The following is a 24,133-nucleotide window of genomic DNA, read 5'->3' on the forward strand; positions in this document are numbered from 1 at the left end:
CTTTTTTTATCACAGAGGCATAGCTCCTGTCATGTATACCTTGGATATGGAGTAGCACAGGTTGTCTGTCGGAGATAAAGGAGAAATACACTACGTGATTTAGATGATAAACCAAATAACGAAAAATGAAAAATTTAGCCTGGGCACTGTTAATGCCAGTTTTACTGCTAGTCCATTACCCTGCCAAAAGCCAGGAAACCAACGACCAACCGAATGTAATAGTAATATTTATCGATGATGAGGGATATGGAGATGTGGGCAGTTATGGCGCTACGGGTTTTGAAACCCCGAACATAGATAAAATGGCAAGTGACGGCATGCGTTTCACTAATTTTTATGCTGCCCAGCCCGTGTGCAGTGCATCCCGTGCAGGGCTTATGACAGGCTGCTATCCAAATAGGATAGGGGTAGCAAAGGCCTTATTTCCGAGGGATGAAGTGGGACTCAATACAAAAGAGTATACCATGGCAGAAATGTTTAAAGACCAAGGTTATGCTACGGCATGTTTTGGGAAATGGCATTTAGGGTGGCAAAAGGAATTTCTTCCTTTACAACATGGCTTTGATGAATTTGTAGGATTGCCCTATTCTAACGATATGTGGCCCTACTCAAATGTAAATGGCGAAAAGTCCCCCAAAGGGACGTGGAAAGGTAATTTTCCTGAATTGCCCTTGATCGAAGGCAATGAGCAGATAGCGACTATTTCTAGCCTAGAAGATCAGGATATGCTTACCACCCTCTATACCGAAAAGGCAGTGGACTTTATTGACAGGAATGCAGGTGCTCCATTTTTCCTTTATGTACCTCATACGATGGCCCATATTCCACTGGGTGTATCGGATAAGTTCAGGGGGAAAAGCGAACAGGGCCTCTATGGAGATGTCATGATGGAGGTAGATTGGTCCGTGGGGCAGATAATAAAAGCCGTTGATAGAAATCGGTTAACAGAAAATACCATCATTGTATTCACCACTGACAACGGCCCTTGGTTAAACTACGGCAACCATGCCGGCTCCGCTGGTGGTCTGCGGGAAGGGAAAACAACGAGCTGGGAAGGTGGACAACGAGTGCCTTTTATTGTAAAATGGCCCGAAAAAGTCCCCGAAGGTACCATCTGCAGCCAACTTGCATGTGCCATCGACCTTCTTCCTACGTTTGCTTCCATCTCAGGGGGGCAATTATCCGAAAACAAAATAGATGGTGTGGATATTAGCCCTTTATTGAAAGGCGATTTCAGTGCCAGTCCAAGGGAAACGATACTTTACTATTTTGGGACCAATAACTTGAACGCTGTACGAAAAGGTAATTGGAAGTTGGTATTGCCGCATACCTATAGTTCTTATGATGCCGAGCCCGGTAATGATGGCAATGGTGGCAAAAGAGTCGAGAGAGTAATCGGTAACCCAGCGCTTTATAATATGATGCGTGATCCTGGAGAACAGTACAATGTAATCCAATACCATCCCGAAAAAGTGAAGGAGCTAATGGTCGTCGTAGAAGAAGCACGGGAAGAATTGGGCGATCTGAATATTGGGATAAAAAAGGGAAAAGGAAACCGAGAAATCGGAAAACTAAACGGTCAATAAATGCAATAACCTTGATGGGTGAAATGGCCAAGAATAGATAGCCTATAAAGGACTGGCGCCCCTGAGCCATCATTAAAGCCAAACACAGGCTAGGGGAAGGATGTATGGTTAATATTCAAGATAAATTGAATGAATAATTATAAGGCTTGTGGGCAATAGTAGCGATCATTGTGTTTGACTTGGTGCTGATGGCTTGCCATATCATGTTCAGCTAAACCCGGAGTATGCAATAAATAGGCTAATGCATAACCGGGGTTAACCAACGATGGTAAGCAATGAGGCGCTACTTATTAAACACAATAGCATGACCCAAAAGACGATTATATTAATTGCCCTGTTTTCCCTTTCTTTGAGCCAATACCTCTTTGGCCAAGAGTTAAAACTTGGCTCACCCTTTACGGAGCACATGGTCCTGCAAAGGGGCAAACCTATAAATATATGGGGAGAAGCTAAGCCCAATGAGCACGTCAGTGTATTTTTAGGAAAAGTAGAAAAAAGCATCGTTGCTGATTCATCAGGTGCTTGGAAGACCCAACTGCCCCCACAGTCAGCAGGAGGGCCATTTTTATTGCAGGTAAAAACTGACGAGGAATCCATCAACTATGAAGATGTCATGATAGGAGAGGTATGGATCTGTACTGGTCAGTCAAATATGGTCATGGGGTATGGAGGGATACCGGAAATAAAGGAATTGGAAGGAGCAGCAAAAAATATCCGGACATTTAACGTAACTAACACGGTAGCCTTTACCGAGCAGGATTATCTGGAAGGGGAGTGGAAATTAGGGAACCCCTCCAGTGCAGTGGCTTTTAGCTTTGCACATTTTTTAGAACTCGAAGCAGGTGTGCCCATAGGGATCATACTCACTGCTTGGGGGAGTTCTTCTATCGAGGGCTGGATGCCCCGGGATATGGAGCACATGCTTCCTCATTTTAAAGAAATTATGGTGCAGTTCGATGGAGATAGTAGTAAAAGGGAAAGGATAGCGAAGATACTATCCTCGACTGAGCGATCCAGGCAAGAAGACATCTTCTTACGAACGCAGCCAAACATCATTTATAATGCCATGTTGAAACCTTTGGCACCGTTTACCATTCGCGGGATGGTCTGGTATCAGGGAGAAGCCAATACCAAAAGCATAGAAGATATGCTTCAGTATGGTAAGACACTTCCTCTTTGGGTGTCAAGATTGCGTGCAGAGTGGGAGGGTGATCCGTTCCATTTTTTTGGCGTTAGCCTGCCGGGCTTTGTCGGCAAGAAGAATAAAGACAGTGATTTAGGAGATTTCAGCGAGGAGCCTTGGACACCTTCTTGGGCGTGGATGAGAGCGTCCCAATACCAAGCAGAATGTTTGGACAGTGTCCAGATCATCAACACGATAGACCTGGGAGACCTATGGGACATTCATCCCAAGGACAAGCTGCCCATTGGTAGGCGACTAGCACTCATGGCGGCCTCCGAGACCCTGGATAAAGACACCAGGGCAAAGGGTCCTTTTTTAAAGGATATTGAAATCAAGGGAGATAAGTTGGTGGTGCAGCTTTATGAAGCCCAAGGATTGAAAACCACCGATGGAGAAGCGCCTAGGGCATTTTGGGTGGCTGATGCTACTGGAGAATGGCATAGGGCAGCTGCCACTATCAGCGGAGAAACTGTGGTTTTGGTGAGTGATGAGGTGAAAGCTCCCAAGTATGTACGTTATGCCTTTTCGGGAAAGCCCAATGTCAATTTGGTGAATAGAGCGGGACTTCCTGCAAGGCCCTTTAGGACCGATGGCTTTTTACCTGAGCCACTGAAATGAGCAGTATTGACAGTGAATAATCTAAAAGAAAGAAGAGATAAATGAATAAGTTAAATTTCTTGCTGTTCACATGTGCCATTGGGCTGCTATGTGCGGGGTGTCATCCAGCGAAATCCACCCAAAAAACGACTAAACCCAAACCCAATGTCCTCTTTATTTTTGCGGATGATCAGCGCGCTGATGCGTTGGGCTGCTCTGGTAATGGGTATATTCGTACACCTAATATCGATGCCTTGGCCCAGCGGGGAGTGCGGTTTACCCGTAACTATGTGATGGGCGGGCACCATGGGGCTATTTGTGCTCCCAGCAGGGCGATGCTTATGAGCGGAAAGAGCCTCTTCCACGTTTATGATAAGTTGGACGGGGTGCAAACCATGCCGATGTACTTTAACCAATATGGATATGAAACCTTTGGTACGGGAAAATGGCACAACGAAGCAAGCAGTTTCGAGGCGAGTTTCCAAAAAGGAAAAAACATCTATGTCGGAGGGATGGCGGATCACTTTAATGTACCATGCCAAGACCTGGGGCCTGATGGGAAGTTGGGAGAGAAAACCAAAAAAGGATTTTCTACTGACCTATTTGCTGATGCGGCCATTGATTATATCAACGAATACGCCCAAGGAGGGCAAGAATCCCCCTTTTTCTGTTACGTTTCCTTTACTGCACCTCACGATCCTCGATCGCCCAGGGAGGATTATATTGGTATGTACGAGCAAGAAGAGCTGCCTTTGCCAGGCAATTTCAAAAAAGCACACCCCTTTAAGTTTGACAATATGAATGTGCGGGATGAAACCTTGGCTCCTTGGCCACGAAGCCCCGAGATCATTCGTGAGTCGCTGGCTGATTATTATGCCCTAATGAGCCATTTGGATAAGCGGGTAGGGGACGTAATCCAAACATTGAAGGACAAAGGCCTCTACGAAAATACCATCATCATCTATACTGCGGATAATGGCTTGGCAGTGGGCAGCCATGGACTTCTGGGTAAGCAAAACCTGTACGAACACAGTACTAATGTGCCGTTGATAGTGAGTGGCCCCGGTATTCCGGAGAAGGAAACCAGTGATGCTTTTCTGTACCTTTATGATATTTTCCCCACATTGGCCAACCTATGTGGATTGCCTGTACCTGAGGAAATCGATGGTACAGATTTTACAGATGTGCTGATGGGAAAAACCAAGCAGGTGAGAAGCGCTATCTATACCGTTTATAGAAATACCGTCAGGGCAGTCCGCACCGTTGATTGGAAGCTGATCAACTATCCACAACAGCAGTATACACAGTTGTTTAACTTGTCAGAAGACCCACTGGAGCTCCATAACCTAGCGGATCAACATCCCGAGAAAGTAGAAGAGTTGACGGAATTATTGGAAAATTGGCACGAAACCTCCGACGATACTTCCGATCTCCACCCAACCAAGGTCCTGCCAATGGAATATGACTATACCAAGCTAAGACAAAAGCCAGACAATAAACAGCCTCCTTATGTTTTGGAGAAGTACTTCAAAGGCGTGGATACAAAAGACAAGGTAAAAGCTGACCATTGAACCCGGTATATGCATTAGAAACCGATATCGCCGCAATGGATAGGCTGATGCATATTCCGGGTTAAAAATAGCAGAATAACCAATAAAAAAATAAATATAATAGCATATGAACAGAAAGAGATTTCTTGAATTATCTCTCTTGGGAAGCGCCGGAGCCATGTTATTACCTGGCTGTTCGGTACAAAATACCACCAGCCCTACTTTTCTGAAAGGGTATGAAAGTGATTTTAAAAAAGATCCCCACCAAGCCACATTGGATTGGTTTCGGGAGGCGAAATATGGGTTGTTTATCCATTATGGCCTGTACTCCCTGCTGGGAAGAGGTGAATGGGTGCAGTACAACGAAAAGATCCACGTAGCCGAGTACGCAAAACTGAAGGACCGCTTTACGGCGGAGAAGTTTGATGCTGATTTTATAACGGATTTGGCCTTGGAAGCAGGGATGAAATATATCAATATTACGACACGTCACCATGATAGTTTCTGTCTCTGGGATACGAAGTACACGGATTTTAAAAGTACCAATTCGCCAGCCAAAAGAGACCTTGTGGGAGAGTTGACTCTTCAGTGCGAGAAGAAAGGCTTAGGAATGTTTTTCTATTATTCCCACGGTAGGGACTGGAGACATCCTCATGCTCCAAATAACGACAAATGGGGAGGCGCTGCCAGACCAAAGTATAAAGAAACAGAGCCTTATTATAAGTACGGCGATGAGCACCACTTGGAAAATTACCTTGAATTTATGTCCAACCAAGTCGACGAATTGTTGGAGATGTATTCTCCCGTGGCGGGCATATGGCTGGATGGTATAGGAACGCCACTTTCTGGCGATAAGCATGCATTTAAATCCCAAGAACTGTACGATCTTATCAGAAACAAAAAAACCGAAGTCCTAGTATCCTATAAACAGGGGCTGTTGGGAACAGAGGATTTTCTGGCTCCTGAAAGAAAGTACGAGGAAGATAATAAACCAGGGAAACCCTTAGAACTATGTGACCACCTGCAAAAAAGGGCTTGGGGCTATAGGAAATCCGAGGATGGTAACCACAAAAGCAAAGAAGATGTCATCGCTATGATCAAGAAAGCAGAAAGCTACCCCGCCAACTTACTGCTCAATACAGGCCCCTTGGGATCAGGAGAAATTCACCCAGAGGATGTGAAGGTACTGAGAGAGGTAGGACAGGAGATCAGGGAAAAAGGCTGGAGTGGGATTATAAATAGTTAAGCTGACACCGGTACATGCCCTTCTGGTCATTATGAAGGGCATGTTTATATATTAACTCCCTGAACCAGACCCTAGATATACCTAGTGATAAGAACTAGAATAGCTAAGTAATAATAACTCCGGATTGTTCATTTTGCATGCTCCGGAGTAAGACCTAAAATTTCCTAGAATGATGATTTGTAGAAGAGTAACCGTTTTCATGTTTATAATGTGGCTCATTCCTAAATTGGGGATTTGCCAATCCCATTTGCCTGACCTTCATTATCGGTATCAGACTGCTTCTGCGACTACAGAGGAAGACCAACTAATTGTGAAAACAGGTGAAGTAACGAGGGTTTGGAAGTGGACCGGTAGGGGATTGGTTACCAAACAGCTAAGCAATGGCGATAATGGTAACGTGTGGGAAGGAACCACCACTGGGATGGATGCTGACTGGGCTTATGTTGGCTTGTTGGAAGGAAAGAAGGCGGAGCTTGTCCAATTAACTGCTAAGAAATCCACGGATGAAGGCTTTACCAAAACGCACATAGAAGTGATGGCGGAGATGTACTACCCTGAGGTGGAAACGTTTATCAAGTATGAGATTTGGTCGTATCCAGGAGCACCGGGGATCAGAACCCAAGTTTTTTTTAAGGGGAAAGGAGAGAAACACTATACGGGGAAATCTTCGATGTCATCAAATGAAATTTCTATTGACCTGAAACACGGTAAAAACACCAAACCTTATGCCGCCCAAAGTAAGGCTGAATTATGGTTTGTAAACCATGCTACTGCCAAGGATTTTGTAGAATATCATGTAAAAGGTTTTGATAGTAATAGGGATTATCGGATCGGAGTTTCTTGGTGGGACTGGGATAAGCAGGGAAGGCGACAAAGCATTAAAGTCTCTTCAGTTGATGGAGAGAAACAAGTTGAAATTTTTTCTGATCGAGCGGTAAGCGATCATCCTGAGTTGTTGTTTTTTGAATTGCCCAAAGAAGTACTCATAGACGGTACATTTCGCCTGAATGTCAGTGAAACCACAGGTGCGGCTCCAGTTGTTTCTGAAATTATCGTGTTGGAAGAAGGAAGTACTGAGGCTACTCCCAAAGCGTTGGGGGCGGCACGAAAAGTCCAACTGGATAGCGCTTCTACTGATAGATACGGTGTGATCGGTTATATCGACTGCGGTGCCAGTGAGTCTACAGATGGGTTTATTGCTACGGGAAGGGTGGATAGGATCCCTCTACGAACCGGTGACCTAAGCAAAACATTCATCGGATATTATAATGATACCCAACACAGGAATAAACAAGGTACACCCTTGATAAAAGAACTATCAGAGGATCAGGAGACCAATAATTGGGCAAGTATGGTCCTGGTAAATGAGGCTAGTGAAGGGGTGATTATGGTAAAGGAATCCCATAAGTGTGTCAATCAATATGGTGTGGATACGGGAGAGCTTATTTTTCGAGACAATGGTTTGGAGAACACAGGTACTGGCGTTTATCCAAAAGATATGATGGAGGATCAGTACCAACCAGCTTGGGCTTCTTGGGTGATCCTCTACAGTGGGGACAATACCGACGCCCAAACTGCGGTAAAAGAGTTTGATAAGATCAGGTACCCCCTAGATCCAGATAGGGATATTTATATGCAGGCCAATACGTGGGGATCCGGTAATGGGAAAGATGGCGCCCGCCAAGAAAATGTGTTAAAAGAAATAGCAACCCAAGCTGCCCTAGGCATAGATGTCCAACAAATCGATGATGGTTGGCAGCAGAAAGGTAGTTGGGAGCCTAGAGATGATTGGTATCCTGAGGGCTGGGAGATCGTACGAAAAAAAGCGAAGCAAGAAGGGGTAGATTTAGGACTATGGGCAGCGGCTATGCCCATTGATATTGAGGAACTAAAAATGAATTACAATAAGGGAGGTTTTGTAAGTTATAAGCTGGATTTTGCTAATTTGAGCAACAGAACCAATATCAATAACCTCATCGGAAAAATCAGGGAATTTGTGCTTTATACTGATCATCAGGTAAGGGTGAATTGGGATGTGACGGAAAACGCACCACGGTTTGGCTACTATTGGGCAAGGGAATATGGAAGTGTATATCTTGCCAATAGAAAGCCCGACCAACCCGAAAATGTAGTTTATATACCCTATTTGGTCTTGAGAGATATATGGCACCTGGCCAAGTATACCAACATCCATAAATTTCAGACTTCTATACAGAATGTAGACCGGGTAAACAGAGGAGTGAGCGATGCTTACCTGCATGACCAAGCCTATGCTGTTGGGATTGGTTTGGTGGGTACTCCATTGTTTTTCCAAGAAACCCATTTTTATTCATCAGAAGATATCGCCACCATTAAACCTGTGCTGAAGGCTTATAAAGATATTCGCCGCGAATGGTACGAAAGCTATGTGTTTCCAATAGGTGAAGAACCAGACAATAAAAGCTGGACAGGTTTTCAGGGTTTTTTACCCGGTGAGGATCATGGATACCTCTTCATTTATCGAGAACGATTAAATGAAAAGCCTTCTTTTTCCTTACAATTAAAGTATATAAAGAATACAACTGTAAGGCTTGTTGACCTGCTAACTGGCCAATCGAGAACGGTTGATGTGGATAGCCAAGGGAAGTTGGAAGTGATGATAGAGCGTGCAGGGAGTTTTAAAATGATAAGAATAGAGTATGATAATAAAAGTAAATGGTAACCCAGTGGATACATTAGAAATCGCAATAGAATAGGCTAATGCATATTCCGGATTAAACTAAAAACCTTAACAACTTAACTGATGAATTGTAAAAAATGCTTCCCCACCTTTTTGGTTTTAGTGCTTATATACAGTGTCGCAAGTTTTTCATGTACCGGCAAAAAAAGCGAGGTATCCATCCAGTCCATGCTGAAGGAGATGGTGGACAGGGAGGAACAGACACGTTTCCCTGTACACAATTTCAGGTTAAAGCAACAAAGTAGCTATAACCGTGCCTCGGTCAATCCAGCGGATAGTGTAGGGTGGTTTACCAACCACGATTTTAATTCGAATGACAAGGACCATAATTTTATTCGCATCGAGGAAAAGGACAACCAAAAGGAATGGGTGCTCATGGAACATGATAAACCAGGAGCCATCGTACGTACTTGGATGCCGTTTTTAAGCCCTGACAAGCCCAATACAGACATACAAATCAAGATATACCTGGACGGAGCAGAAGAGCCCACATTACAGGGGAATATGTTGGGGCTGTTTAATGGGGATGGATTGATACCCTATCCTTTTGCCCATAAATCGTTGAGGTCTGCGGTTTCATTCTTTCCGATACCATATGCCAAAAGTTGTAAAATCACTACCACGGGAAGGCCTTTCTTCTATCAGTTTACCTTTCGGGAATATGAGGAAGGTACAGCTGTAAAGACCTTTTCAACAGAAGAATTTCAACAGGTCAAGGACTTAACAGTGCAAGTAGGGAAGGAGCTGCTGAATCCTCGCAATGCCCACTCAGGAGAACAAGTGACCATGACCTCTTCCATACCCCAAAATGGTACAATGTCCTTGGACTTGCCCTCGGGAAATGCAGCAGTCCATACACTGAGCCTAAAGCTAGCCGACTATGAAAATGATGAGGTAATGCGATCCACGATTATCAAAATGAATGCCGATGGGAAAGAAACCATATGGTGCCCGATAGGAGACTTTTTTGGTTCTGGAATAGGACTAAATCCCTACGAAGGCTGGCACAATACCGTGTCGGAAGAGGGGACACTTACCAGCAGATGGGTGATGCCTTATCAAACTTCCGGAAGTATCAGTATCGAAAACCTAGGGGACAGTCCCATTGAGGTGTCACTCAGTGCCGAAGTGGAGGATTATCGTTGGGATGAGCGAAGTATGTACTTTCATGCAGCTTGGCACGGCCAATACCCTGTCTCCACGCGACCCTTTTCTGATTGGAATTATGTGTCCATTGAGGGAAGAGGGGTTTATGTGGGGGATGCATTGACGGTGATGAATCCAGTGGAAAAATGGTGGGGCGAAGGAGATGAAAAAATCTGGGTGGATGGGGAGGATTTCCCTTCTATATTTGGCACAGGAACTGAGGACTACTATGCCTATTCTTGGGGAGGACGTAGTACTGATTTTTACGAGCACCCCTTCCATGCCCAGCCCCGAAGCCACGTATATAATAAGTTGAACAGAAAGACTTCCAAAGAACGCAGTACCTTGGGATTCAGTACAGAAACCCGTACTAGGGCGCTGGACGGTATGCCTTTTGGGTCTTCCCTAAAGTTGGACATGGAAGTTTGGAGTTGGACGGATTGTGAGATGGGCTATGGTGTAGGTACGATGTGGTATGCCGATGCCTCTTCCAAGTCAAACAGAAAGCCTGACCCGCAAGAAGCGTTAAATGTGCCTGAGGTTCCTGAAAATCTCGACCGCTAGTTGTTCCGACAGCTGTGCTGCGGAACCAAGTAGATTTGAGTTTTCAACTCATTACCACCACCGAATGCAATAGTTGGAGACTCGCTTTATGGTTAACCACATAGGCACATAGGGCACAGTAGGGGTATGCATCTTCAGTGCTTTTGATGGGGCAATAGGATGCCACTAAGGCACTAAGACGCTAAGTGTTTTCAGAAAATAATGGATCAAATACGCGGCTATCGGTTGTTCCGACAGCTGTGCTGCGGAACTATGTAGATTTGAGTTTTCAACTCATTACCACCACCGAATGCAAGAGTTGGAGACTCGCTTTATGGTTAACAACATAGGCACATAGGGCACAGTAGGGATATGCTTCTTCAGTGCTTTTGATGGGGCAATAGGATGCCACTAAGGCACCAAGACGCTAAGTGTTTTCAGAAAATAATGGACCAAATACGCGGCTATCGGTTGTTCCGACAGCTGTGCTGCGGAACCACGTAGATTTGAGTTTTCAACTCATTACCCGTCCTCATGAGGGTGATCAGAAAGTCCCCTTTAGGGGATTTAGGTGAAGATATTGACAGATTTTCTTCGAAAGCAAAATCCCTCTTAGTGACTTTGAGACTTTGTGGCAAATGCATTCCCCTCATGCAGGCTGAAATTTCATGATATAAAAGCCCTCCTAGGCTAGATAGAAATTTAAAAAATGAGTCAATTGAATTTGGAGGACGTTTGAATAGAATTTGATACTATTTGAATATAAATTAAGACTAAAAAAAGGTTGCAGGAGTGATATTAGGGCATAAATTTTCGTTTAACCCAAAATACAATCTTTATGAATCTTTTGAAAAATTCATTGTTAATGGTGTGTGTAGCCACCATGTTCTTTTCATGTTTTACACCCGATGATAAGCCAGGGGAAAGCAACCAGGTCTATCAAGCTGCCGCTAAGTATTCTGTAGAAAAAGAGTATAAAGGAAACCTTGATATCGTGATTGGTGATGTCAAGCAGGCTTTTATCCAAAACAAGCTTTCCAGCAAAGACCAAATTGAGAATTTGGTAAAAGGCTTTAAGTATGAGTTTAAAGTTGATGGTATTCGGATCCCTATTTTTCCAGAAGGCCATATGGACAAAAATCAAGAGCAACTTCTGCGGTACCTTCTTGCCAAATGCCAGGCAGAGAAGCTAATGATTTTTGCCAATCCGGCCAATCACCTCGGCGGAGCACGGATTGCCAATGGATCAATGACCGACACTTCTCCAGTGAAGGATGATTTTACGAAAAGTGACAAATTGATCCAAGTCGTACAGGATTTTTCGAAAAAGTACAAATGTGATTTTATTTCCCCTTTTAATGAAGAAGGTGCACCGGGATCAGTATGGTCAGTAGAGCAGATCAATGATATCTATGCGAGCCTTCATGGTAAGGTCAGTGGCGCCAAACTAGTGGGATCTGATGTATGGGGCGTCCCAGCGGGAATTAGGTACTTGGACGAAACCGATATACTTGATTATGTGGATGTAAGTACTACGCATAATCTTGGCTTTAACCACGACAAGTGGACAGAATACATCAATAAGTCCAACGGACTCCCTGTCTGGGATTCGGAAACCAACATGCACAAAAAATATCAAAACAGAGCTACCAGAATAGAAGCAGCAATTGATAGTGGTGTGAATGGATTGGTACTTTATAATTCATGGACAATGATCAATCTTAGCACGGGTGAGATCGGGACAAATGGTCAGAAGTTCAGGGATTTTTATTTAGAAGAATAGACCAATCGATGACCTTAACATCTATCAAAATGAAATACTGTTTGAATTTATTTGCCATTATTGGAATGATGGGGCTTTGTTTGGGATGTATAGATACTGACCAAAGTACGGATACAGATGATCTCTATATAGCCTCTTCCATTCCCCCGGATGATCATCCAAGGATAATTGTCGATTCTACCCAAAAGCAGCAAGTGTTGTATATGGGAGGAGATATGGAAAGGTCTTCAGATCACCTGTTGAGAGCAACCAACCCGGACGAGATACTAAAATGGACGATTGAAGATATCGACTTCAATATCTTTCGGGTACGATATGACAAACATCAGGAGCTGATCGAAGGACAAAAGAATTTTGGTTTTTATGATAACCAAATTCAGGTCATGAAAAAGATTCGGGAAATCAACCCCCAAATAAAGTTTCTAGCGACCATGCGCTCTGATTATAACGGGTTCAAAACTCATAATCATAATAACCTGCCCACATTCATCTATAATTACTCTTGTATTAGAGAGAATGGCAATAGGTGTCTCGAATCAGAGGGCGACCGGTCTTTTGATGCGGATAAATATGGTGTTTTCCTAGCTGACTATGTGGAGCACATGTATCAAAATGACGTGGAGATAGATTTTATTGCTACATCGAAGGAATACCAAGCGGTGGTCTATGCCCACAGGTCCCACTTTGCCTACATAAAAATGAAAAGTGAGCTAGAAGCCAGAAGTGTGCCCGTTCCCAAGCTGATCGGACCTGCCACTTGGGGTATTCAAGCCGGGATCAATTTTGTCAATGGGACAATTAATAATGGCTATGCTAACGAATATGAAGCGTTCTCAACACATGACTTGGGACATACTCCTCATCTGTGGGGCAATTTTGTCCAAGCAAGTAACCAAGTAAACAAGGCTGCCATAGATGATGAGTCCCAATATGGTACGGGAGGGAGAACTCATGGTGAAGAACCCGAACATTTGGGCAGCATACTGTACAATTATGGGAAGAAAACCGAAATGTATGCCCAGGGGCTTTCCGGAGAAATATTCTTTGAGGTGTGGTCCAGAGGCGTAGGATCCGAATCCCGAAGTATATATTTCAAAAATAATGAAGCAGGAAAGAGGATGCGCTCTTATTATGTCATGAAAGACTTTGCCAACTCTTCTGCAAATAATTATTACTGTCCTTCGATAGTAGAAAATGCCGAAGGTTTACAGACAATGGTCTTCAGAAAAGGAAACCTAGTACATGTGTGGATAGTCAATAATGGTGAAGAATTGGCAGAAGAACTAAAACTCTATGTGCCTGGATTCCTAATCAATGGAGATGTGGCCCATAAATATTGGCAGGATCCTACCAAAGTACTTTCTGTTGACCAAACGACTAAGTCCAATACGAAAAAGTTCTTTAAACTTGATGTTCCACCTGCTTCTATACACTATTTGTCAATTCCAATCAGTAAGAAGTAACCAATAATTAGTCTTTTCCAAATAAATGGGCTGTCTCATCGGTGGAGCCTGCTATCCAAGGTGATGGCGGGACCTCCCTTGATGAGGCAGCCTCCTTTTGATTAGGTGAAAAGGTAAAAAGAAGGTCAAAGGCAGGCCTGCTTGGAGCCTCATCCTTTTCCAAGCCACCTCCTCCAAAAAAGGGGCTGCCTGGTCAGATAGGTTCGCCACATTATTTATACTAAAAATAAGTCCAGCTAAGGTTATGAATAAGAATTGTTACAAATTGATTAAAAGTTAAGAAGGTTTAAGAGAATAATAGTCCATTTTTACAGTCTTGCGCGTGGACAGTGAATGCGCAGTAAATGTTAAACCCGGAATATGCATTAGCCTATCTATTGCGGTCTGAAACTGCTTCAAAATCAGTTGCTTCGCTGCTGTTTTCGATTTCACCATAGCGGTGCTATGCCTCAATCTCCAAACAGTCTGATTTTCTTGCAGTTTCAAACCTTCCCGATAGCTATCGGGACAGGCGATGACGCTTCCTGCATAAACCGGATTAAAAGAATCTATTAAAAAAAGATATATGATTGCAAAATTTATTGTAGGGCTAGTGGGGTGTTTTGTTTTTATAAACTTCACTTGTTTTTCGGGAGATATTATTTCCATTAATGAAAACTGGCGTTTTACCATGGAAGATAACCCGGCTTATTCTTCTGATGTCTTTTTGGAAGAGGAGGGGAAAAACATCAACATCCCCCATGATTGGGCCTTTAATAACGGTATCTCCAAAACGGGAAGCCAAACAGATAAAGGGGGGTACTACAGTGGAGGTGTAGCATGGTATCAAAGGCTGTTCGAAACGCCAGAAGATCTAGGGGATCAATACCTCTATTTGGAGTTTGACGGAGTCTACAGAAATAGTGAGGTTTGGGTGAATGGACATTACCTCGGTAAGCGCCCATACGGCTATATCAGTTTCAGGTATGAGATTTCTGATTACCTCCACGAGGGAGAAAACCTGATTGCTGTAAGGGTGGACAACTCCGAAGAGCCCTCGGCCAGATGGTACCATCCCTGCGGAATCTATGCTCCTGTGCGTTTAATAACCAAGTCGCCGGACCATATTTTGCCACTTGGGGTGTTTTCTACTTCCAGTTTCAGTGGATCAGGAGAAGCTACAGTAAATACCGAAGTGACTATTGGTTTACAGGAAAAAAACACGTCACAGATGACCCTAGAGACGGTACTACTGAATAAAAATGGAGAGGTAGAAGGAAGGAAAGAGCAGATAATAACCAAGGAGGGGAAGGATACGGTCTCCTATGTGAGTGATATTCAAGTACCGAGCCCCGTTTTATGGGAGCCTGACAGTCCTTATTTGTACACACTGGTCACTCGGCTAAAGAGCCAAAACGATGTTCTGGATGAAGTGAAGACCCAAATAGGGATTCGTGAAGTAGAATGGACCTCAAAAGAAGGTTTTTTCCTCAATGGGCAACAGACCAAATTAAGAGGGGTATGTGAGCATTGGGAAGGTGGACCGGTAGGCGGCGCATGGACCAAGCCATTGATGCGTTGGAAGCTGGGGCTATTGAAGGAAATGGGAGTCAACGCCATCAGGACTGCGCATAATCCGTATCCTCCATTCTTTTATGATCTATGTGATGAAATGGGCCTAATGGTGATGGACGAGGTGTTTGATGGATGGAAGAAGAAGGCTCCTTTTGACTATGGTAGTCAGGATTTTGTAGAATGGTGGGAGAGGGACTTGACCGAATGGATAAAGCGGGACAGAAACCACCCTTCTGTGATCATATGGAGTGTGGGAAATGAGACCAATGGGCCAGTGGGAGCCGATATAGTAGCCCAATGCCATGCACTGGACAGTACGCGCTTAGTGACATCAGGACATTCTGGATCCCAGTTTATGGATGTACATGGCGTAAATGGCCATAGTGAAAAAATGAGCTTTTATGACGAAGACCATCCTGACAAAGCCTTCATCGCAACAGAGGCTCCTCATACTTGGCAGACCCGCGGGTATTATAGGACACAGTCATGGTTTAGGGATGGATATCCAAACGATAGACAAACGCCCTTTCCATTGCCCGATCTTACCGAAGAGGAGATTTTCCATTATGAATGGGCCGCCCCAAGCCAATGGGCCAACCATAAACAGCATTTTAATTCATCCTATGACAATGCTACAGTTCGGATCTCCGCCCGCAAAAACTGGGAGCTGATGAGAGACCTGCCTTGGTACAGTGGCCATTTTAGATGGACTGGATTTGATTATTATGGTGAGGCAGGTTATGTGCATGGGGGATGGCCCTTTAGGCTTTTTATGAGTGGGGCCTTGGATGTAGCGGGGTTTAAGAAAGATCTCTTTTACTTTTACCAAAGCCAATGGACCGAGGAACCCATGGTGCATATCTTCCCACATTGGACACATCCAACAATGACTGAAGGAACAAAAATTCCAGTTTGGGTATATTCAAATGCAGATGAAGTGGAGCTATTCCTAAATGGCCAGTCCCTGGGGAAAGATAAACCAGGGAGCCAATGGGATGAGATGCAATGTGAGTGGATGGTTCCGTACGCTTCGGGGAGACTCACCGCAAAAGCCTATATCGATGGACAAGTGGTAGCCCAGCAAGAATACCATACCGCTGGTGCCCCCGTACTGATCGCTGTAGAGGTCGAGGATAACTACCTCGATGCTGCAAAGGACCGTACGGCCATTGTCACTGCGCTGATCCAAGATGAAGAAGGAGCCTTTTATCCCTATGGTGAAAACACCCTGTATTATCACCTCGGTGGAGATGCCCGTTTGCTTTCTTTGGAAAATGGAGATCCCGTCGACACCACCAAAACCTATGATGTCGCAAGTAAAAAGGCATTTATGGGGCTTTCCAATGCCTTTTGGGCCTGGGAAGATGGAGATGGCAGTGGGCAAGAGCTGACTATTGGAGCCATTTTGGGTGAAAAACAGTTGTTGACTTCAGCAGAAGCGGCCATCGATGTGAAGACCATATCTCTAGATGGCAATGCTGTGGACAAGGACTTACGTGTTTTTTATACCACAGACGGGACATCCCCTGATACTGGTAGTATGAAGTACACCCAGCCATTTAAGGTGTCCTTAGGGATGACCGTTAAGGCGATCGTTGTGGAGGGTAACACGACCATTTTAGAAATGGAAGAAACGTTTGGCCAAGACTTGGGTCTATATTGGGGAGATGGCAAGGAAGCGGATAATGAAGCCCTCCAAGGAATGCCTGCAGTGGATGCTGAATATACTGGTGCAGTACCCAGAAATGCAGCAGGGAACGCATATTTGGATTTTAGAGGTAAGGAAGGCACCGTTACTTGGTATCAGGAGAATGATGGTAGTGCCGGAATGTTTGATTTTGAATTCTATTATGCCTCAGGCGATAAAAACTCCAATCGCCCCATGGACCTGTATATCAATGGCCAAAAGGTCACCACCATGATTTTTAAAAATTCGGGCAGCTGGAACAGCGGATGGAAGAAGATCCAAAAAGCCTATCCACTGAAGGCTGGAGCCAATGAAATCGAACTGAGAACCACCGGACAGAGTGGACCAAATATATTAATGCTGGACGTCCGCTAAACCCTGATTTGGCAGGTTGGGCTATACATATTGGGTTTCCTTGTCCCTGTTCAGTAACTACGGCACTGTTGGGGTACTTTACTCACCTTGTATTATCCAGCTAAGACTCCTAGAGGCGTATCCACGCTCCCTTCGGCTACGCTCAGGGAGCGGACATTCTCCTTGCGTCATCCGAACGCAGCAACAGTAGAGTGAAGCAACCTGTCCTTTGGTGGTGGGATTGTTTCACTGTACTTCTCTATTTGGCCATAATACACCCCTAAATCCCCTAAAGGGGACTTTCCGATCACCCTCATGAGGAGGAGGTGATTTTAGCAATCTTTTCTGTTTTCGTTTATTTAAATGTACTTTTTCTTAGAATGTGGAATTTAGTCGGGCGTAGTCTAGCCTTTACTATTGTGCCCTATGTTCCTATGTTGTTACACATAAATCATGTTCCAAAGTATAACTCCAGTAAGTGGTATTGAGTTAAAAACTCAAATTTACCTGGTTCCGCAGCCCAGCTGTCGGAACAACCGATAACCGTGTATTTGGTCTATTATTTTCCAAAAATACTTAGCGTCTTGGAGACTTCGTGGCCACTTATTGTTCCATCCAAAAAGAGGAGGTACCCTACAGGCTGATTAGGTGCCTATCATCCTATTGTGCCCTATGTTCCTATGTTGTTACACATAAATCAAACTCCATAACATAACAGTTGTACGTGGTATTGAGTTAAAAACTCAAATTTACCTGATTCCGCAGCCCAGCTGTCGGAACAACCGATAGCCGCGTATTTGGTCTATTATTTCCTGAAAATACTTAGCGTCTTGGAGCCTTAGTGGCTTCTTGTTGTTCTATCAAAAAAGAGGAAGTACCCGACAGGCTGATTAGGTGCCTATCATCCTATTGTGCCCTATGTTCCTATGTTGTTACACATGCATCAGGCTCCAAAACATAACAGTTGTACGTGGTATTGAGTTAAAAACTCAAACCTACGTTGTTCCGCAGCCCAGCTGTCGGAACAACCGATTGTGGTGTACTTGGTCCATTATTTTCTGAAAATTCTTAGCGTCTTGGAGACTTCGTGGCTTCTTGTTGTTCTATCAAAAAAGAGGAGGTACCCGACAGGCTGATTGGGTGCCTATCATCCTACTGTGCGCTATGTGTCTAATGTGGTTGCCTTATAAGTTAGCTACTTTACGTTACTTCCTCAACGTCTTTTTTAGTGAAGAAATGCATTTAGTGGTTGAAAAAAGGAAGCGTTTTTTACCAATAAGAGTGTAAAATGCCAATAAATTACTTGTGTTAAATAACTGAAAATGAGGGGTTTTTATGTGTTGAATAATAAGTAAGACTATTTGAATGATTATTTATAAGTATTAAGTATTTGTTTTTTTAAGATTGTATCAATGAGCGATCCGACGAGTACGTTTGGGCGCTGAAAAATTAGTCGTCAACCCTAAATAACTTACTACTTATGATAGAAAAACTGTTGTTCCTTTTAGGTTTTCCCCAAACCAGCGTGCCGATATGGTGCACATACAGTTATCAAGGTCGCCCACCTTCTCTTCCCACAACGTGGCGCAATAATAATTTATCTAGTTACCAATAACCCATAAGAATGAAAAAAAATATACTCCACCGTAGTAGGTATACCTCATATGCAAAGGGAGGTTACCGAATGGGATGTTGTTTTGCAGTGATGATCTCACTGGTGTTTCTCACGCCGCTATTGGCGTATGGAGCGCATGAGCCAAGATCATCGGAAGCATTTCAGGCCCCAGAGATCAATGTAACTGGGACTGTTTATGACGAGTTTGATACGCCGATGATCGGGGTAAACATCCTCGTAAAAGGCACCGGTAACGGCACTATTACCGATATTGATGGGAATTTTTCCCTTACTGTAGCAGAAGATGCCGTATTAGTAATTCGATTCATTGGCTATAAGTCCCAAGAAATCCCCTTGGCAGAGACCAACAGCAGTGATCTTGAAATCACCTTGGAGCCTGATGTTGCCAACTTGGAAGAAGTGGTGGTAGTAGGCTTTGGTGAGCAGACCAAACAAACACTCGTAGGTGCCGTCGGAACCGTTAAGGGAGAAGACCTTCAGCGGGTTGGTTCGGTGAACACCGTTTCGGAGGCTCTACAGGGAGCGATGCCCGGACTTACTGCGGTGAACAGCGGTGGCAAACCGGGATCTGATGCAGCAGAACTGTTCATTAGAGGTCGTTCTTCTTGGAATGGAGATTCGCAGTCTCCTTTTACCTTGGTAGATGGGGTAGAGCGGGATATCAATAACCTTGATCCCAATGAAATCGAATCGATTTCTATTCTAAAAGATGCCTCCGCCACCGCCGTTTATGGTGTCAGAGGTGCCAATGGTGTGATCCTGATCACGACCAAGCGGGGACGTGCAGGAAAGCCTACATTTAATTTTACAGCCAATATGGGTGTAAAAGAACCAACGGCAAAGGCGACCAATGCGGATTACCTGACAGCGATGGAAATGTTTAACGAGGCGGCTACCAACGACAATAACTGGGATCAGCTTATCCCTGAATCTACGATGAATGCCTGGAGGGAAAACTGGGACCAAAGAGGCCCTTATAATCCTTATTTTCCTGATGTTGACTGGTATGACGAACTATTGGGACTGGGATACCAGCAAAACTATAACCTGAATGCCAGGGGAGGTACCGAGTTTGTGAAGTATTTCGTGTCATTGGGGTATAGAAATGATGGTGATATCTTCCAGACCGAAGAACAACCTGAATATGATCCTACATTTGGAGTAAAACGATATAATTGGCGGTCTAATTTTGACTTTACACTGACGCCAAGTACGGAGTTGAGTGTGAACTTTTCCGGTAACTACCGTACACGTTCACAGCCTGGTTATCGGATAGATGGCGGAGGAGAGGATGGTTTTGGACAGCCGCAATTTTTCAACAATATCTACCAAGCTCCAAACAATGTTTTTCCTATCCAATACCCCGACGGGTTTTATGGGGACTCGCCTTCCGGTGATCATAATATCATCATGAAAGCCAATGAAGGTGGACAAAGAACCTATAATTATTATCAGGGATTCTATGATGCCGAGCTGAAGCAAGACTTGGATTTTATCACCAAAGGCCTTAAAGCAAAAGCAAGTGTGAGTTATACTTCCTACTCCAATTATGAGCGGTATATTCTAAGACAAGGGGTAGGCAATGTAAACATGAACGTGATACGTTATTACCGCCAGTATGATTATGCCAATCCCATTACCGAAGGAGGAGAAACCACGTATCCACTGATCTTGGAGCAACGATTCCCAGAGGCAAATGCCCAGCCCGGGCCGGTTACTTCTAACCTCCCCTCATTATTTGGCTATAACAGAAGGCTGAACTATCGCTTCCAGATGGATTATAAAAGGAAATTTGGCGATCATACCTTCAGCGGATCCGCCTTGATGTGGAGACAAATAGACACAGGAAGAAATGGATATCCCAGCAAAAGGGAAGAATGGGTGGCCAGGGCCAACTATTATTACAAAGACCGTTATTTGCTCGAAGTGAATACGACTTATTCAGGTTCAGAGAAGTTTGCACCGGGACTTCGTTTTGGTCTGTTCCCGTCCTTTGCTACGGGCTGGGTGATTTCAGAAGAGCCTTGGGCAAAATCCCTCGCAGGCACTTGGTTGGACTTTTTGAAAGTGAACTACTCTTATGGTATCGTGGGCAGTGATGGAGGTCCTCGTTTCCAGTATGCCCAGACCTATAACTCCGGGGGAAATATCCGATTAGGCTATGACAATATCACCTACTACGGACCAAGGTATACAGAAGGTACACCTGCCAACCCAAATTCCACTTGGGAAACCAGTACCATGCAGAACTTGTCCTTTGATTTGGATATTCTCGAAAGGCTGAATGTATCGGTGGACTTCTTTAAAGAAGACAGGGAAGGCATCCTGATGCAAAGAAGAACCCAACCTTCTTGGTACGGTACCTCAGACGTGGCTACTGGAAACATCGGCGCCAGTAAAAACAGAGGATATGAAGTAGAGATAGGCTGGAAGGACAATATTGGACAGGACTTCAAGTATTATGTAAACCTCAATACCTCATATGCTGAAAACAGGATCGTCTATAGAGATGACCCCCGGTTAATGCCTGACTATTTACAAGAGGCAGGCAAGCCGATTGGCTGGCAATCGAGACTTGTGGTAGGGGATTATTACCAAAGCCTCGACGATATCTACAATGGTCCCACGACCGCTAATGGTGCCGATCAAGGTAGTCTTATTGCTGGTGACCTGATGTTTGTCGACTACAATGGAGACGGAGTGACGGACTCCAACGATCAGGTGGCCATGGAAAATGTGCAGTATCCTTGGAGGACGTATGGGTTAAACCTCGGGTTTACGTATAAGAATTTTGGTATGAATGCCCTGTTTTATGGAGTAACTGATGTGGGGTATAACTTCCCGTCATTGATGTACTGGGATTTCAACAGTGGATTCGTAAAGGCCCAGCCGGATGTGGTTTCCCGATGGACACCTGACAATCCAGAGGGAGCCGACAAACCAGCCCTTCACTTGTCGAATAACCACAATTCATCAGGAAGTACACTTCTGTACACAGATGGTTCTTATATAAGGTTAAAAAACATTGAGGTCAACTACCGTTTGTCCCAAGCATTCGTGAAGCGGTTGGGATTGAAAAGTTTCCAGGTTTATGCCAACGGAAACAACTTGGTCACTTGGACAAAACTCGATAAGCGGATCGATCCAGAGACCACTGGAACTACTACTTATCCAGTAGTTAGAAGATACAATCTGGGCGTAAGGGTATCATTCTAAAATCAACACAACTATGCAAAAAATTAATAAGCTATATATAATTGTACTGCTGTTGGGATTATTTTCCTGTGAAGAATTCCTGGATGTTTCTCCCGACTTTGGTATAGATGAAGACGATGTATTTTCCGAATACGAGTCTACCCGGGGCTATCTGGACAATTGCTACGACGTACTCTATGATGTACATCACTGGAGGTCTCAAAACCTGCAAAGAACCCATATCAGTGGGCTTTCGGATGAGGGAGGCACCCTCTTCAATGGTGCCATTAATACCCTGATCAATACAGGAAGCTGGATCGATAAAGGATGGGCCGGAGAAATAGGCTGGACAGGACAGACCAATTATGACCAGGGGTCGATTATCTCCAATGCTTTCTTTGCGATCCGAATAGCCAATAAGGTGATTACCAATGTAGGTCAGATGGATAACCTGAGCCAAGCCCAACATGATGAACTCTTGGGTCAGGCATATTTCTTCAGGGCATGGTATTACTTCCAGATCATCCAACGATGGGGAGGGATGCCGATCTTTGACAAAGCGTACACGCCGAGTGATGACCTGGATTTGCCGAGGGTTACCTATTCCGAATCGACAGAATGGTTGATTGGGGACTTGAACAATGCTATTGCGCTGTTGCCGCATAAATGGGACGACAACCAAGTGGGTAGGATCACTAAAGCCGCCGCAATGTCGGTAAAAAGTATGGCAGCACTGTATGCAGCAAGTCCACTGATGCAAAACGACCTGACCAGTATCCAATACCGCGACTATGGCCAAGAGTGGACCGAAAGGGCCGCTGCTTATGCACACGAGGTGATCGAATATGTTAGTAACGGTACAGGAGGAACCCGCTTTCGCTTGATGAACGGGGAAGAATATAAGAACATATTCTACCATGAAGGCATCAATGTCAGTGATGAGTCGCTATTCTATAACCTGGATGCAGGTAGACGGCATCAGAGTAGGGGGCTAAGGTGCAATTATCTTCCCCAACGTTTTTCTGGAGGAACCGGTAATGATGCTACTGCCTATTCTAACCCTACCCAGAATATAGTGGACATGTATGAAGTCCTCAATGGAGGACAAGCCTATCCCGTGGATGATCCCAGGTCCGGATATGATCCCCAAAATCCTTATGTAAACAGGGATCCAAGATTTTATAACAACATCATCGTGCCAGGAGAAGAATGGGGCGTGGACAACGGTGGACGACCGATCTATCAAGAGCTCTATGTAGGTGGTACCGACTATAATATTCAGACTACCAGTAACCATACAAGAAACAGACAGCTGTCCGGTTATATGTGTAAGAAATTTATCTGGCCAGAAGCCAATAGGTTTACCAGTCAATATGGTCTGTATAGACTGAACAATATTTTTATCCGTGTGTCACAGGTTTACCTTGACTATGCTGAAGCCATGAATGAAGCATATGGGCCAAACAGTGATCCCAATGGTTACGGGCTTACAGCTGTACAGGCGGTAAATATGATCAGAAACAGGGTAGGGATGCCTGATGTGCTTACAGAGCACACAGGGTCCAAAGAAACGTTCAGGGATGCTATCAGGCATGAAAGGGCCGTAGAACTGATGTGGGAAAATCACAGGTGGCATGACCTAAGGAGATGGATGGTGGCAGAGGATGTCTTCTCCAGACCTATACAAGGAGTACGAGCTTATCCACCAGCTGGTCATCAAAGTGTACAGGACAAAAGTACCCTGGACTTTACCTATGAGGTAATAGAGCTGGAAACAGAGCAACGGGTATTTGGTCTGCGCAATCACTGGTACCCTGTGGCCCAGTCGGATGCACAGAATCTCTTTAACTTCCAGCAGAACCCAGGCTGGTAATATGGACCTTAAATTCGA

General features: G+C 44.4%; 12 protein-coding genes. 11 read left to right on the forward strand and 1 reads right to left on the reverse strand.

Features of this window, described 5'->3' with window-relative positions; all coding sequences use genetic code 11:
- The first annotated feature begins 125 nt into the window (after nucleotides 1-125).
- The 8 genes from DN752_RS22470 to DN752_RS22505 all read left to right on the forward strand — a co-directional run bounded on the left by DN752_RS22470 (nucleotide 126) and on the right by DN752_RS22505 (nucleotide 13,816).
- The gene (locus tag DN752_RS22470) at nucleotides 126-1,586 is read left to right on the forward strand and encodes a sulfatase family protein (protein WP_112786057.1); all 1,461 of its coding nucleotides are present in this window, start codon (nucleotides 126-128) and stop codon (nucleotides 1,584-1,586) included.
- 304 nt (nucleotides 1,587-1,890) lie between these two features.
- Nucleotides 1,891-3,387, forward strand: a complete 1,497-nt coding sequence (locus tag DN752_RS22475; RefSeq protein ID WP_112786058.1) for a sialate O-acetylesterase — start codon at nucleotides 1,891-1,893, stop codon at nucleotides 3,385-3,387.
- Nucleotides 3,388-3,428: 41 nt separating this feature from the next.
- The gene (locus DN752_RS22480) at nucleotides 3,429-4,937 is read left to right on the forward strand and encodes a sulfatase-like hydrolase/transferase (protein ID WP_112786059.1); all 1,509 of its coding nucleotides are present in this window, start codon (nucleotides 3,429-3,431) and stop codon (nucleotides 4,935-4,937) included.
- A gap of 106 nt (nucleotides 4,938-5,043) precedes the next feature.
- On the forward strand, nucleotides 5,044-6,162 hold the full coding sequence (locus tag DN752_RS22485; RefSeq protein ID WP_112786060.1) for an alpha-L-fucosidase: 1,119 nt from the start codon (nucleotides 5,044-5,046) through the stop codon (nucleotides 6,160-6,162).
- A 169-nt stretch (nucleotides 6,163-6,331) separates the two neighbouring features.
- Nucleotides 6,332-8,863 carry an alpha-amylase family protein gene (locus tag DN752_RS22490; RefSeq protein ID WP_162633316.1) on the forward strand — a complete coding sequence of 844 codons (2,532 nt, stop codon included), beginning with the start codon at nucleotides 6,332-6,334 and terminating at the stop codon, nucleotides 8,861-8,863.
- Between the two features lie 81 nt (nucleotides 8,864-8,944).
- Nucleotides 8,945-10,591 carry a glycoside hydrolase family 172 protein gene (locus tag DN752_RS22495; protein WP_211324075.1) on the forward strand — a complete coding sequence of 549 codons (1,647 nt, stop codon included), beginning with the start codon at nucleotides 8,945-8,947 and terminating at the stop codon, nucleotides 10,589-10,591.
- Between the two features lie 817 nt (nucleotides 10,592-11,408).
- The gene (locus DN752_RS22500; RefSeq protein ID WP_112786062.1) at nucleotides 11,409-12,353 is read left to right on the forward strand and encodes a hypothetical protein; all 945 of its coding nucleotides are present in this window, start codon (nucleotides 11,409-11,411) and stop codon (nucleotides 12,351-12,353) included.
- A gap of 29 nt (nucleotides 12,354-12,382) precedes the next feature.
- Nucleotides 12,383-13,816, forward strand: a complete 1,434-nt coding sequence (locus tag DN752_RS22505; RefSeq protein WP_162633317.1) for a hypothetical protein — start codon at nucleotides 12,383-12,385, stop codon at nucleotides 13,814-13,816.
- A gap of 276 nt (nucleotides 13,817-14,092) precedes the next feature.
- Here DN752_RS22505 and DN752_RS24630 read toward each other — a convergent pair whose 3' ends face one another.
- The gene (locus tag DN752_RS24630; protein ID WP_162633052.1) at nucleotides 14,093-14,488 is read right to left on the reverse strand and encodes a hypothetical protein; all 396 of its coding nucleotides are present in this window, start codon (nucleotides 14,486-14,488) and stop codon (nucleotides 14,093-14,095) included.
- Here DN752_RS24630 and DN752_RS22510 point away from each other — a divergent pair.
- From DN752_RS22510 to DN752_RS22520, 3 genes are all read left to right on the forward strand, one after another.
- Nucleotides 14,487-17,432 (forward strand): glycoside hydrolase family 2 TIM barrel-domain containing protein, encoded by a 2,946-nt coding sequence (locus DN752_RS22510; RefSeq protein ID WP_211324076.1) that lies wholly within the window; start codon nucleotides 14,487-14,489, stop codon nucleotides 17,430-17,432. The genes DN752_RS24630 and DN752_RS22510 overlap by 2 nt on opposite strands.
- Nucleotides 17,433-19,035: 1,603 nt before the next feature.
- A complete protein-coding gene (locus DN752_RS22515; protein WP_112786065.1) occupies nucleotides 19,036-22,263 on the forward strand; it encodes a SusC/RagA family TonB-linked outer membrane protein in 3,228 nt (1,075 codons plus the stop codon).
- A 13-nt stretch (nucleotides 22,264-22,276) separates the two neighbouring features.
- Nucleotides 22,277-24,115 carry a RagB/SusD family nutrient uptake outer membrane protein gene (locus DN752_RS22520; RefSeq protein WP_112786066.1) on the forward strand — a complete coding sequence of 613 codons (1,839 nt, stop codon included), beginning with the start codon at nucleotides 22,277-22,279 and terminating at the stop codon, nucleotides 24,113-24,115.
- The last annotated feature ends 18 nt before the right edge of the window (nucleotides 24,116-24,133 follow it).

It is taken from the genome of Echinicola strongylocentroti (genome assembly GCF_003260975.1).
Lineage (GTDB): Bacteria > Bacteroidota > Bacteroidia > Cytophagales > Cyclobacteriaceae > Echinicola > Echinicola strongylocentroti.